Source organism: Pseudomonas sp. GL_135 (genome assembly GCF_057834665.1).
This window is the reverse complement of record NZ_CM174408.1, coordinates 1,140,207-1,154,181: the sequence shown is the minus strand read 5'-3', so window position 1 is coordinate 1,154,181 and position 13,975 is coordinate 1,140,207. Positions and strand designations below refer to the sequence as shown.

The window sequence follows — 13,975 nt, the reverse complement described above, 5'->3', positions numbered from 1 at the left end:
ATCGGTCCCCGGGGTCTATGCCATGTTCGACAAACTGCTGATTGCCAACCGCGGCGCCATTGCCTGCCGCATCCTGCGCACCCTCCGCGACCTGCAGGTCGGCGGCGTCGCGGTGTACGCCGAAGCGGACGCTGCCAGTCTGCACATCCTGCAAGCCGACGAAGCCCACAGCCTCGGCGAAGGTGGCGCCGCCGGTACGTACCTGGCGATGGACAAGATTCTCGCCATCGCTCAAGCCACCGGTGCCAAAGCCATTCATCCGGGTTACGGCTTCTTGTCCGAAAACGCGGCCTTTGCCCAGGCCTGTGAAGACGCCGGCATCGCCTTTGTCGGCCCGACACCTGAGCAATTGCGGGTCTTCGGCCTCAAGCACACCGCCCGCGCCCTCGCGAAACAGCACGGCGTGCCGATGCTGGAAGGCACCGAATTGCTGGACAGCGTGGACGCCGCATTAAGCGCTGCTGAAACCATCGGCTACCCGGTGATGCTGAAAAGCACGGCGGGCGGCGGCGGCATCGGCATCCGCGTGTGCCGCAGCGCCAGCGAACTGAGCGAGTCGTTCGAGGCCGTCAAGCGACTGGGCCAGAACAACTTCAGCGACGCCGGCGTGTTCATCGAGAAGTACATCCAGCGTGCCCGCCATCTGGAAGTGCAGGTGTTCGGCGACGGTCGTGGCGAGGTGATCGCCCTCGGCGTGCGCGACTGCTCGGTGCAGCGTCGCAATCAAAAAGTCCTCGAAGAAACCCCCGCGCCGAACCTACCCGACGGCATGGCCGATGAACTGTGCGCTGCGGCGATCAAACTGGCGAAAGCGGTCAACTATCGCAGCGCCGGCACGGTTGAGTTCGTCTTCGACAGCGACGATCAGCGTTTCTACTTTCTGGAAGTGAACACTCGTTTGCAGGTCGAGCATGGCGTGACCGAGCAGGTCTGGGGCATGGACCTAGTGAGCTGGATGATTCAGCTCGCGGCCGGCGATCTGCCGCCGCTGGTTGAATTGCGCGCGGGTTTACAGCCTGTCGGCCATGCGATTCAGGCGCGTCTGTACGCCGAAGACCCGGGCCGGGATTTTCAACCGAGCCCGGGGTTGCTGACCTCGGTGCACTTTCCCGCCGCCGACGGCAAACACCTGCGCATCGACACGTGGGTTGAGGCCGGGTGTGAAATTCCGCCGTTCTTCGATCCGATGATCGCCAAAGTTATTAGTTGGGCGCCGGACAGGGCGTCCGCCAGCGACGGTCTGGCCCAAGCCCTTAGTGAAACGCGGCTTTACGGCATCGAGACCAATCGCGACTACTTGCGGCAGATCATCGCGGACGTGCCATTCGCCAGCGGTCAGCCGTGGACGCGGTGCCTTGAGGGGCTGAGCTATCGCGCCGACACGTTCGAGGTACTAAGCGGCGGGACCCAGACCAGCGTTCAGGATTACCCGGGGCGTCTGGGTTACTGGGCAGTGGGCGTGCCGCCGTCCGGACCGATGGACAGCCGATCGTTGCGCCTGGGCAATGCTCTGGTCGGTAACGCTGAAGGCTGCGCCGCGCTGGAAATCACCATGACCGGGCCGACGCTGCGCTTTAATACCGATGCGGTCATCGCCGTGACGGGCGCGGTCATTTCGCTGACGCTGAATGGCGACGTGCAGCCGATGAATCAGTCTTTGCTCGTTTCAGCAGGCTCGACGCTGGCCCTCGGCACCATCGCTGGCGCCGGTGCCCGCAGTTATCTGTGCGTGCGGGGTGGGCTGGATGTTCCGGATTATCTGGGCAGCAAGAGCACTTTCACCCTGGGCCAGTTTGGCGGGCATGGCGGACGAGCGTTGCGCGCAGGGGACGTGCTACATGTTGCGCCGTTGGTGGACCGCCGCGCAGGTGAACAGTTGGCGCCAGCGCAGATCGCCGAGTTGCCGGCAGTGCGAGACATTCGGGTGATCTACGGCCCCCACGCCGCGCCGGAATATTTCACTGAGCGCTACATCGAGACCTTCTTCGCCACCGACTGGGAAGTGCATTTCAACTCCAGCCGCACGGGCGTGCGCCTGATCGGGCCGAAGCCGGAATGGGTGCGTGCCGACGGCGGCGAAGCGGGTCTGCACCCGTCGAACATTCACGACAATCCGTACGCCATCGGCGCGGTGGATTTCACCGGGGACATGCCGGTGATTCTTGGGCCGGACGGGCCGAGCCTGGGCGGTTTTGTCTGCCCGGTGACGATCATCGAGGCGGATCTTTGGCAGTTGGGGCAGCTCAAGGCCGGGGACAAGGTGCGGTTTTATCCGGTGAGCGTCGAAGCGGCCCGTCACGCATTTGGTGGGACTGAGGTTGCTCATAAAGAGACCGGTACATCCGATGGATATGTGGCGGCTGGGGCATCGCATTCGCGAGCAAGCTCGCTCCCACAGGGTGTAGCGTCGACCTCGCCTGCTGTGCTTCCAAAAGGGGCAGCGTCGACCTCTCCTGCTGTCTTCCCAAAAGGGGCAGTGTTGACCTCGCCTGTTGTGCTCGACATCGGCAAGGACGACACCCGCCTCGTTGCTCGACTTTCTGGCGACACCCATCTGTTGCTGGAAATCGGCGCGGCGGAACTGGACCTGGTGCTGCGCTTCCGGGGCCATGCGCTGATGCAGGCGCTGGAACGCAAGCAACTCAACGGCGTGATCGACCTGACGCCCGGCATTCGTTCGCTGCAGGTGCATTACCAGCCCGAGCAACTGCCGCTGAACACGCTGCTCAAGTGGGTCGCCGGCGAGTGGGACGGCGTCTGCGCCAGCAAGAATCTGGAGGTGCCGTCGCGCATCGTTTATCTGCCGCTGTCGTGGGATGATCCGGCCTGCCAGCTGGCCATCGAAAAGTACATGACCACCGTGCGCAAGGACGCGCCGTGGTGCCCGAGCAACCTGGAATTCATCCGCCGCATCAACGACCTGCCGAACCTCGACGAGGTGCACCGCACCGTCTTCGACGCCAGCTATCTGGTCATGGGACTGGGCGACGTCTACCTCGGCGCGCCGGTCGCCACGCCGCTGGATCCCCGGCATCGACTGGTCACCACCAAATACAACCCGGCGCGCACCTGGACCGCTGAAAACTCGGTCGGCATCGGCGGCGCGTACATGTGCGTCTACGGCATGGAAGGCCCCGGCGGTTATCAGTTCGTGGGCCGCACGTTGCAGATGTGGAACCGCTATCGCGCGGTGGCGGCGTTCGATGGCAAGCCGTGGCTGCTGCGGTTTTTCGACCAGATCCGTTTCTATCCTGTCAGTGCCGACGAGTTGCTGACCATCCGCCGCGATTTCCCCCTCGGTCGATACCCACTGCAGATCGAGCACAGCACGCTCAATCTGACCGAGTACCAAGCCTTTCTGGCCGATGAAGCGCAGAGCATCGCAGCATTCCGCACTCAGCAGCAGAGTGCGTTCAGCGCCGAGCGCGAGCGCTGGATCGCCAACGGCCAGGCCTCGTTCGAGAGCGACGAAGCGGTGGCCGAAGCCACGGAAGAAGCCCCGCTGCAAAACGGGCAGACCAGCATCGACAGCCACATTGCCGGCAATCTCTGGCAGGTGCAGGTCAGCGTCGGTCAGCGCGTCGAAGCGGGGGAAACGCTGGTGATTCTGGAGTCGATGAAAATGGAAATCCCGCTGCTGGCACCCCATGCCGGTGTGGTCAGCGACGTCCGCGTGCAACCCGGCTCGGCGGTGCGCGCCGGGCAACGGGTTGTCGTGCTGGACGTCGACTGATTGGCGCTATTGGTCATTGCAGCTTGAGGCTTACCGCCTGAAGCTTTCGCTATGCATAAAACAAGGGCGCATACGCACTACATAGTTACCGCCATTGCATCCCGTCATCGCGCCATAGTGGGCACCTTTCCACGTGGCGCGATTTTCCATGAACGACCCCAGCAGCTCCGATTCCGCGAGCGGCCTTGATCTCCTTTCCAACGACACCCTGCCCCATGGCAGCGCGTTCAGCGTTTCGCCGTTCGCGGAGGACATGCGACCGGCAGAATCCCTGAAGCCCACCGCGGCAGCGCCCGCCGAACCTCACGCGCTGAACCACAAAAGATTGATGCGCCAGGCCATCAGTCCGGTTGCCGAATTGTTGTACGGGTCGGTCTGGGTACTGAAAGCCTGGCAACTGGATCTCGAGTTTCCGCCCTCGATCGTCCACCATCTGGACCAGCGGCTGGAGGAAACGCTGCAGGCCAGATTTGGCGCACCCATTGACCTTGATGAGCTGCACATGAGTTTCAGCACCGCGCTGGAGCCAGCCGTTGAAACCGACGGTCGGGAGCGGTTCGAGCTGCGCCTGACCTTACGCGAGCTGGGCCGGGAGACCCTGAACCCGCTCGGATTTCTCGCCCTTAAACGCTGCGCCGAGGCTGATCGCCCGCTGTCGGCCTCGACGCCCGCCCTGACCGTCTCGGCGTTTTTCGAGCTCCTCATTGAAGCGCGATGGACGCTGGAACACGAGCAGATGCAGCGCGAGTTCTGGGAGCAACACGGCGACACATGGGAGATGCTCGCCAGGCTGGCGTTTCTAGACGGTCTGACCCGTCTGCAGTCGCGCAAGCGGATCGATAACGACGGCCATCTACTGGCGCTGGATGCGCTGGGCCTTACTCGTTTCCCGCCAAGTCTCCAGGACCTGCAGTCGCCCAGGCCGCCGGCACGCTCGGTCGTGCACGGGCTGGCGCTGAACGGCGAGATCATCCCCGGTATCTTCCATGTACGTTCCAACACCACGGGGCATTGCTATGTCCATGTGCTGGGCAGCGCGCCCCTTTGCCATGAGTACATCAGCGATGACGCGCCCTGGAAGGCGGACAAGGTGCTGGAGGCGATCAACGCATCGGCCTGGCATCGGCTGAATCTCTCCCTCAATGGCGTGCACACCCTCCTCACGCTGGCGGCGCCTTCGGACGGCGTGTTCACCCAACTGCGCGTCGCCCAGCAACGCTTTTGCGCTGCACGACTGAGCGGCATCGATGCGGTTGAATCACCTGCCGCATTTATCGACGACGACCACTGCGCTCTCATGCCCATCGAGCCAGCGATGGCATTGGTCAGCGCCCTCGATTACTGGCAGCACCATGAGCCACTGCTGACGCGAATCCCTACGCCCCTCGGGGTTGCGAACCGGCTCATGGGCCAGTGGCTGAGGCAGATGTGTCCCCGGCTCAAGCCGGGACCGTTGAAGCAAATGCACACGCTGATCACGGACCCGCAGCGGGTGTTCATCCGCTACTTGCCCGGCACATCGAGGACGCCCTGGGGTCATCCGCGGATTGCGGCAGGCAACGTGATCGTCACGCCGGATGAAGCGCCCGTCACCCTGGCTCAGGCACTGATAAGCCGGTTCAGGGCGCTTCAGCCTCAGGGGTACGATGACGAAGGCGGTCGCTGGGTCGTCTATGCCGACCCCAGCGGCAAGGGGACATGGTCGCCCGAGGCGGAGCTGAACATCAGCGCGATTGGCGTCGAGGAATACATTCAGGGCATCGACTTTCTCGAAGTGATGCAACGCCAACTTGACCGGTTCTGGCAACAGCAACGCGCTGACGTCGAGCGCGGGCTCTGGTCGACGTTCGTTAGCCAGGCGCTGCTGGCCTTGAAAAGCGGTGAACTGCCCGGGGACAGTTTCCAGCGGGTCATCGATGCCGTCGAGCAGGCTCAGCAGGGGCATCTGCCCGAGACGCGGCTTTTGAGGTCAGCTCCCGTCCGCTGGAGCGCTGCGGGCTTTTACGTGAGCAACGGCCTGCCCCTCAGTGCTGACTGCCCTCCCTGCGTCGGCTTGCTGATAATCACCACTCCCGGCCGAGACGACGGCGTGCTGTATCAGGCCGGGCAGTCCACGCCCTTCGTGCCATTCAGCAATCGTCAGCAGCTCATCGATCATTTGACTGCTGCAGCCGCCAACCCTGCCTGGCGCGAGGCCGTGCTCAATTACATGCCGCGCCGTTTTCACGCCAGGCTCGGTTATGTCCTCGAGCTGTGGGGCGGGGTCCGCTCGCCGGCCGAACCGGTGTCGATCCTGCGTCCCTGGACCGAGCCGCTATACAGCCCGGACACCCATGCCGCCCGACAACATCATCTAAGCGAGCAGGAAGTGTCCGGCTCGCCCGTGGGATTCATCTGTGAGGGCCTGCGTCTTAACAGCCAGTACGACGCCGAGGACAGCATCGTGACCGACCGCGAGCAGGCGCTCAACACGTGGATTCAACACCTCGATCGCTTGCATCTGTTGTTGGCTCCGATGGCGCTCGTGCTGCCGGCGGCCTCGATTGCGGCACTGACGGCCAGCGCGGCAAGTGTTGCGCTGGGGATTCAGGCCGCCAACCTTCCCGGCGACCGTCAGGCAGAACGGCGCCAGGCGATGTTCGCCATTCTGTCCCTGGGGCTGTTGCACATGGCGCCGGCCACGCCACGTCTTTTGCAGGCGTTCGGTAAGCTCACCGCGCCCAGCGCAGCACTGGGCCGAGGGCTGACTCGAATGAAGATTGCGCTGCCGGCCCGTGGTTTCGGCGACTGGCTGCGCAGGGCGACCCACCCGCGCAAGACGCTGCTCAAGCCATTCTTCAATGGGACAGGCCTGATGAAGACGTGGAGCGTTGCAGGCAACGCCGAATTCGGCACTTCAGCGGTTCAGGTGTGGAAGCTGGGGCGCAAATTTCTGCTGTGGACATCGGACCGGACCCAGGCCCGCACGCTGGTCGTGAGCAGCCACGGCTACTACTTGCCGTGGACGCGCACGACGGCCATTCCCAACGGCACCGAACTGCGAACCTACGCCCCTCACGGTCACGAGCTGGTCGACCCGATGCTGCACCGGATCGCCAGCCAGTCGGTCCGGCCTTACGCAACGTTGAACACGGCGCAGCCTATGCCCGGTCCGGGCGTCGGGCCTTTTCCCGACATGCTGGCCCGGGACACGCTGATGGCCGGTACTTCGTTGCCGGGGCGCATCAAGAACTACACGCTGGCGAAATTTCAGAGCGAGCACTACGAGAGTTATCGGGACATCAGCCAGGTCGTGCGCAACAGTCACCAACCTCCGTTACCGAGCCCACTCCCTGCAACGCCCATGGATGTGCTGACCGTGCGCAACCGGTTCGGTATGGCCAACCCGACCCTGCAGGACCTGTTCGGTGAACTGCATCGACAAGGTATTCATTACGACAACATCCTGCTGGTGCATTGCCGCTGTCCTGCCGTGGGATCGATGCTGGGGCGCTCTCCCTCTTTTGTGGCACCCAGGGGCCCATCGCCGATCACCCCGTAGGCCCGTTGCGCGACAGCACATGCTCATGGCGTGAGACAAGGCGGCGCGCTAGCATTGGCGACCTTCAAAGACTGCGCCCTGCATGGACACTCACATCATCGACACCAGCATTTGCCCTGTTTGCGGCGCCAGTAACCGCTGCACCCTGGCTGATCCGCGCACAGTGGACCAGGCCTGCTGGTGTTTTACCGCCGAGATCGACCCGGCGGTATTGGCAGCGCTACCCGAAGAGGTCCGTGGACAGGCATGTCTTTGCCCGCAATGCGCAGGCGTCGAGGCGAAGCGTCGCGATGCGTCTTGACCGTTTCCTCAGCAACCTGCCGCGCTTCAGCCGCAAAGAGGTACGACTGGCGCTGATCGCAGGCCGCGTGCAGGTCGACGGGTTGCCGGTAAAAAACCCGCTGCATGAGGTCCGCGAATTCAGCCAGGTGCGGCTCGATGAAGAAGTCCTTCAGCACGGTAAACCCGCCCGGTATTTCATGCTGCACAAACCTCCGGGTTGCGTCAGCGCAACCGTCGATCCGCAGCACCCCACCGTGCTCGACCTGCTGGATGAACCCGACAAGGACGATCTTCACATCGCCGGCCGTCTGGATTTCAACACGTCCGGGCTCATGCTCATTACCAATGACGGCCACTGGTCGCGCCGTCTGACGCAGCCAACCACCAAGCTGGCGAAGGTCTATTGCGTCGAGACCGAAGACGACATCGGCGCGAACTACGTCGAAAAATTTGCTGAAGGATTTTATTTCGCGTTTGAAGACCTGACGACACAGCCCGCCGAGCTGACGATCCTGGACAGTCATCGCGCCCGGTTGAGCATCATCGAAGGGCGCTACCACCAGGTCAAACGCATGTTCGGCCACTTCAACAACAAGGTGACCCGGCTGCACCGCGAAAGCATGGGGCCACTGGTGCTCGACTCCGCACTGGCGCCTGGACAATACAGGGCGCTGAGTGCCGACGAAGTCGCGTTGATCTGAAACCTGCGTCACATTGCCTACCTGTCACGAAACCCGTGCAACGTGTCTCTGAGCACCCCGTTTTTTCGTCAGGAGACATGGAGATGAAGCCAGAAATCGCTGTGCTGGATATCCAGGGCCAGTTCCGGGTTTACACGGAGCTCTACCGCGCAGACGCCGCCGAGAAGACCATCATTCTGGTTAACGGCTCGCTCGCCACGACCACCTCCTTCGCCCAGACCGTGCGCAACCTGCATCCGCAATTCAACGTTGTGCTGTATGACCCGCCTTACGCTGGCAAATCAAAACCCCACAATGCCCATGAACGCCCGCTGACCAAAGAGCTTGAAGGCCAACTGCTGCTGGAGCTCATCGACCATTTCAACGCCGAACTCCTGATGTCGTTCTCATGGGGCGGCGCGGCGGCGCTGGTCGCCCTGGCCCACCGGCCCAAACGCATCGAAAAGGCAGTCATCAGCTCGTTCTCCCCCGTCATCAGCGACCCTCTGCGCGACTACCTCGAGCGCGGCCGGCAACACTTCGGCACTTACAACCGCCATGGCGTCGGGGAGTTGCTCAACAGCACCCTGGGCAAACACCTGCCCTCGCTGTTCAAGCGCTACAACCACAAGCACGTCAGCTCCCTGGATGCGCATGAGTACGCGCAAATGCATCACCACATTGATCATGTGCTGGACGCGAGCAATCATCCGCAGATGAAAGCGGCCAAGCGCATCAATGTGCCGGTGCTGTTCATGAACGGCGCGTGGGACGAATACACCTCGGCTGCCGACGCCCGGCACTTCGCCCACTACATTCGCGACTGCCATTTCAGCACCCTTCAGGATGCCGGGCACTTTCTCGACATGGAGAACAAGGCCGCGTGCCTGGCATCGAAAGAGGCGCTGCACGGGTTTCTGACGCCCACGCCTGAACCCCGCCGCGTTCATTACAGAACGGGTCAGTTGCAACAGGCGTTTGCGGTGTGATTGGACTGGGCAATGCAAGAGCAGAAGACGGGGAAGGAAGGGTCTGCTGCAGACCCTGATGAGCGCTATTGGACAGCGAATCAGGGGTGGACGAGATGGCATTGGGTCGGCGTGGCATTTAACGCTTCAATTAAAGCGCAGCATCTGGTACAAAGTCAGCCGCGCCAAAGGCGTCGATTTAAAAGCGGGTATAGTTTAGTGGTAAAACGAAAGCTTCCCAAGCTTTAGTTGAGGGTTCGATTCCCTCTACCCGCTCCATCTCCCCCAGTGTTTACGGGCCTTCCAGCCGCCCTCCCCCCTCTGAATCAACCTTGGTTCTTGCCCTCGATTTCAAAGACCGGGCCAGACCTCCCCCCTCTCAGGCACCGATTTTCGTTACCGCTAATCCCCTGCTGCAAATCCGCACCACAGATTTCAAGCCAGCCGCCGATACAGAGAAACCTGTCGCTCGAAATCCATGCATCGACCGACGAAACCTCAAGGCAGTGACGATCATGCAACATATCCCCTTGGCAACCTTCGAATCCATTGGTTGCGCTGAATGTCGAAATCTTGAAGGGCTGGGATTCGACTTCACCATGGCTTTCCAGCCTATTTTTAACGTCATCACGGGCGCGCCTTTTGCGTATGAGGCGCTGGTACGTGGCGTCAATGGCGAGTCGGCAGCGTTCATTCTGGGTCAGGTCAACGACGGCAACCGATACCGTTTCGATCAGGCGTGCCGGGTCAGGGCCATTGAGCTCGCTACCCAGTTGGGCCTGCCTGCGATTCCAGACTGCAAGCTGAGTATCAACTTCCTGCCCAAGGCGGTGTACCGGGCGGAAACCTGCATTCGTGCAACCCTTGAAGCGTCCCGGACGTTCGACTTCCCGGTGGACCGGCTCATGTTCGAAGTCACAGAAGGCGAGCGCGTCGAAGACCCGAATCATCTCAAGTCGATTTTCGAAGAGTACGCGCGGCAAGGTTTTACCACCGCTATCGATGACTTCGGATCAGGTTATTCCGGCCTGAACATGCTGGCGATGTTTCAGCCACAGGTCCTGAAAATCGACATGGCACTCACCCGTGACATCGACCGGGACACTGTACGCCAGGCGATTGTTGAAGGGATCGTGTTGGTGTCCAAGCGGCTTGGCATCACGGTCGTGGCCGAAGGTATCGAAACCCGCGAAGAGCGCGACGCCCTTTTGGAACTGGGTGTCGAGCTGATGCAGGGCTATCTGTTTGCCAAACCCATGGTGGGGCAATTGCAACCGATGCCGTTGGATCTGATCGCCGGCTCAGGTGTTGTCGAAGTGGCCTGATTCCCCAGGCAACCTTCGACGTTGCAGGGGTTACAAGTCGGTTGTGAAAGCGATACGTCAATCCGCCGCATGGGTGGCGGCCTGTTCGATCAACGCGGCCACCTCTTGGGGACGGGACTGGTACACCGAGTGACTGGCGCCTTTGATCTCGATGGTGTGGCTGTTGGCCCGCTTGGCGTACATGCGCTCAAGGTCCGGGTTGATGATCCGGTCTGCGCCGGCCACTGCGTACCAGCTCGGTTTGGTTTTCCACGCGGGCACGCCAGCGGGGGTGGTGAACACCGATGCCGCGGTCGGTTCCTGGGAAATGGCCTCGAACTCAGCCTGAGCCTTGGGCAGGTCAGCCGCGAAGTCCGCCGGGTATAGCGCAGGGTCGAGGGACAGAAAGCCGTCGGCGGTTTTCTTCACCGCCTTGGTGGCGTTGGGGTAGAGCTTGCCGTTCTGCGCCTCGGTTTCACCCTGATCCAGCGCGTGGGCGGCGATGTACACCAAGCCCACGACGTGGGCGTCATTGCCGACATCCGTGATGATCGCGCCGCCATAACTGTGGCCGACCAGAATCGTCGGGCCGTCCTGCTGATCAACAATGCGCTTCACCGCCGTCACGTCATCGGCGAACGACGTCAGCGGGTGTTCAGCGATCGAGACGTTGTAGCCGTCCTTGCGCAGGATCTCGTAAACCGGTTTCCAACCTGACCCATTCACAAAGGCCCCGTGCACCAGCACGATGTTTTTGACCGGTGCAGCCTGAGCCGCATCGGCAACGCCCAGCGCCAGGGCGCCCGCCGTAAAAACGCTTAACAGCAATGACGCGTTGATTCTGTTCATGGGGTACTTCCTCAGTATGCATTCATGGTCGGGGCTTGACCGTGATAGCCAAAGCCAGGCCCCGCGCTTCGCTGTGAACCATTGAATGCGCTGCACGTATCTGCGGTGTGTCGCTGAGGGCGAGTTTTCAGTGAGCACGTATCGGCAAGGGGTCTGGATACACAGGTATACAAAGCTCGCGTTTTTGTGGGGCCGGCTTCAGCCGGGAAGAGGCAAGTGTTCGCCAGCGATTTTCCAGCGTGACGGCTGACGCTTTCCCGGCTAAAGCCGGTCCCACAACGGGGGCCACCGCCAGTCCAGCTGAATGTATGCAATCCAAATGTAGGACCGGCTTCAGCCGGGATGAGGCAAGTAAGTGCGCTGCACCAGTAAACCGGACTAAAACTTTCACCCACAAAAAAGCCCGGAAAATTCCGGGCTTTTTCTGTCCATCAACGCTTACGCCGCAATGCTCGGCGACGACAGGGACTTCTTGTATTCAGCCCGCATCGCTTCCATCTGCGCACCAAGCTCTTCCAGCTTCTTCTTGCCCAGCAACTTTTCAGCCTGGGGGAACATCTCTTCCTCTTCTTCCTCGATGTGGTGCTCCAACAGCTCTTTGACCACTTTCACACGACCGGAAAACTCCGGGGTGGCAGGGTCGGTTTGCTTGAGGTCAGGGAGCACAAGGGCGTCGACAGTGCGGTGCTCTTCCTTGGCTTCGTAGTACATGATGTCCTGTTCTTTGCCGCCCGCTTCTTTAAACGCCGGATAGAGAATTTCTTCCTCGATCTTGGTGTGGATAGTGATTTCCATCTCCAGTTTGGCCAGCAAGTCAGTGCGCTTTTTAACGCCGCGCTCGGTGGACTCGCTCAGTTGGGTCAAGATGGCTTTTACGCGTTCATGGTCGGCTTTTAACAGTTCAATGGCGTTCATAGTCTTTTCCTCTGGATCACGGTTGGCGGATCGATCTAAGTGCCGATCCTGCAGGTTCATGACTAGAATTGCATCGAGCGTGCCGAAACAGCGCGTTGCTAAAAAGCTTGCTTAAACAACAAGTTGGATCGATTCAAGAACGACGGGATCGTGCAGGTTGCATGAAACTTCGCAAACGGATAGTGCAGTACACCCGTTGCCATCCGCCTGATCTGAGCTCGGGCAAAACCGGAGCTCAAGTCAGGACGAGCCGCATCATTAGTGCGCTTTGGCGGCAGGTGCTAACGCCGTCCGCTCTTGATAGGCCGGCAAGGAGGCTGCATAAGCCATGGCTTCTTCGCGCGTGGAGAACGAGCCTAATCGATCGTGGTGGGTGCAGACCCGCCAAGGCCCGTTGTTCACGTTGATCACATCGTAGCCGTTGAAGTGCGTTTTGCTGAGCATGCCGGTGTGCATGGTGATCTCCCCCTCATTCAAGAGAGTGTTGTGGGTTGTCGGATTAAACCTTACACCCGTCATTCACTCTATAGACGTTACCGAGACCAGCGGCACCCTCCTCAAATTGTTCGAAGCCGGGATGCCGCGTTGACAATGCCGACCTGGGTTTCTATAAGTCCCCTCCGTTCTGGCGTCCGGTCAGTACCTGCTCACCTGAAAGCGAAGCGAGATGATGGAATTCACGGATTTTGATGCCGAACTGGCCGACTGGAACACGCTGCAAGCCGTTAATCCCTGCTCGGGATTGCTGCTGGGCAACGGCGCCAGTCTTGCCGTGTGGAAGAACTTCGCCTACGACTCGCTGTTCGAGCTGGCGCAGACCACGCGCAACAAACCCTTGAGCGCCACCGAGCTGGCGCTGTTCAAATCCATGGAAACGGAGAATTTCGAGCCCGTACTCAGCGGCCTGAAAGTCGCGATGCGGGTCAACGCGGCGCTGACGATCGGTTCGTCATCGCCACGCAACCGCTATTTCGCGATCAAGGAAGCCCTGATTCATGGCATCCGCTCGGCCCACATTCCGTGGCGCCTGATGGAAGCGGCCACCATTGCCAGGATCAGCGAAGCCTTGAGCCAGTACCAGACGGTGTACTCCACCAACTACGACCTGCTGGCGTACTGGGCGGCAATGCATGGCGCACAGCCGTTCGATGACCTGTTCGACGACGACGCGATGTTCAACCTGCACCGCACCGGCAGCCACGCAACGCGCATTTTGTACCTGCATGGCGGCATGCACCTGGTGAAGAACTTCGATGGCACGGCGCGCAAGTTGCTGTCTTCGGAGAGCACGCTGCTGGGCAGTTTCGCGATCAACGCGCTGGAGGATGTGCCGCTGTTTGTCTGCGAAGGCCGCAGTGACGACAAGATGAAGATCATCCGCGGTTCGGACTATCTGTCGTTTTGCCACGCTCAACTGGCGCAGCATCAGGGCGCGCTGTGCGTCTTCGGCCACTCGCTGGGCAAGCAGGATCGACACATCCTCAACGCCATTCTCCAGGCCCGCCCGGAGCGTATCGCCATCTCGGTGCTGCCACGCAGTGACGCGTTCATCCAGCACCAGAAACGCCGCTACAGCGAATTGTTTGAAGGGCAGAACATCGAGCTGACATTCTTCAACGCCACTACCCACCCGCTGGGCGACCCGGCGCTTGCCGTGCCGGTGGCGCGATTGAAGGAAGCGTTGGAGTTGAAGAAGAGCTGAG

Annotated in this window: 10 protein-coding genes and 1 tRNA gene; 8 read left to right on the top strand and 3 right to left on the bottom strand. The window is 61.1% G+C overall.

Annotated elements, in window-relative coordinates:
* Positions 1-22: 22 nt before the first annotated feature.
* The 7 genes from uca (at position 23) to AC3ISG_RS05190 (ending at position 10,529) form a co-directional block, all read left to right on the top strand.
* Positions 23-3,733: an urea carboxylase gene (gene uca, locus AC3ISG_RS05220; protein ID WP_489298664.1), complete on the top strand. Its 3,711-nt coding sequence runs from the start codon at positions 23-25 to the stop codon at positions 3,731-3,733.
* Positions 3,734-3,881: 148 nt separating this feature from the next.
* On the top strand, positions 3,882-7,274 hold the full coding sequence (locus AC3ISG_RS05215) for a dermonecrotic toxin domain-containing protein (RefSeq protein WP_489298663.1): 3,393 nt from the start codon (positions 3,882-3,884) through the stop codon (positions 7,272-7,274).
* A gap of 82 nt (positions 7,275-7,356) precedes the next feature.
* Positions 7,357-7,575, top strand: coding sequence for a cysteine-rich CWC family protein (locus AC3ISG_RS05210; protein ID WP_122536037.1), 219 nt, complete (start codon positions 7,357-7,359; stop codon positions 7,573-7,575).
* Positions 7,565-8,257 (top strand): pseudouridine synthase, encoded by a 693-nt coding sequence (locus tag AC3ISG_RS05205; protein ID WP_489298662.1) that lies wholly within the window; start codon positions 7,565-7,567, stop codon positions 8,255-8,257. The genes AC3ISG_RS05210 and AC3ISG_RS05205 overlap by 11 nt, the downstream gene beginning before the upstream one ends.
* A gap of 83 nt (positions 8,258-8,340) precedes the next feature.
* The gene (locus AC3ISG_RS05200; RefSeq protein WP_122536035.1) at positions 8,341-9,225 is read left to right on the top strand and encodes an alpha/beta fold hydrolase; all 885 of its coding nucleotides are present in this window, start codon (positions 8,341-8,343) and stop codon (positions 9,223-9,225) included.
* 184 nt (positions 9,226-9,409) lie between these two features.
* A tRNA-Gly gene (locus AC3ISG_RS05195) sits at positions 9,410-9,483 on the top strand.
* A gap of 236 nt (positions 9,484-9,719) precedes the next feature.
* Positions 9,720-10,529, top strand: a complete 810-nt coding sequence (locus tag AC3ISG_RS05190) for an EAL domain-containing protein (protein ID WP_489298661.1) — start codon at positions 9,720-9,722, stop codon at positions 10,527-10,529.
* Positions 10,530-10,586: 57 nt separating this feature from the next.
* Here AC3ISG_RS05190 and AC3ISG_RS05185 read toward each other — a convergent pair whose 3' ends face one another.
* The 3 genes from AC3ISG_RS05185 to AC3ISG_RS05175 form a co-directional block, all read right to left on the bottom strand.
* Positions 10,587-11,357, bottom strand: coding sequence for an alpha/beta fold hydrolase (locus AC3ISG_RS05185; protein ID WP_489298660.1), 771 nt, complete (start codon positions 11,355-11,357; stop codon positions 10,587-10,589).
* Positions 11,358-11,795: 438 nt separating this feature from the next.
* Complete coding sequence (locus tag AC3ISG_RS05180) at positions 11,796-12,272, bottom strand: PA2171 family ribosome-binding persister protein (protein ID WP_489298659.1); 477 nt, start codon at positions 12,270-12,272, stop codon at positions 11,796-11,798.
* Positions 12,273-12,530: 258 nt separating this feature from the next.
* A complete protein-coding gene (locus AC3ISG_RS05175) occupies positions 12,531-12,728 on the bottom strand; it encodes an SPOR domain-containing protein (RefSeq protein WP_122536031.1) in 198 nt (65 codons plus the stop codon).
* Between the two features lie 214 nt (positions 12,729-12,942).
* Here AC3ISG_RS05175 and AC3ISG_RS05170 point away from each other — a divergent pair, with 214 nt between their 5' ends.
* Positions 12,943-13,974 carry a DUF4917 family protein gene (locus tag AC3ISG_RS05170; RefSeq protein WP_489299457.1) on the top strand — a complete coding sequence of 344 codons (1,032 nt, stop codon included), beginning with the start codon at positions 12,943-12,945 and terminating at the stop codon, positions 13,972-13,974.
* Position 13,975 lies beyond the last annotated feature (1 nt).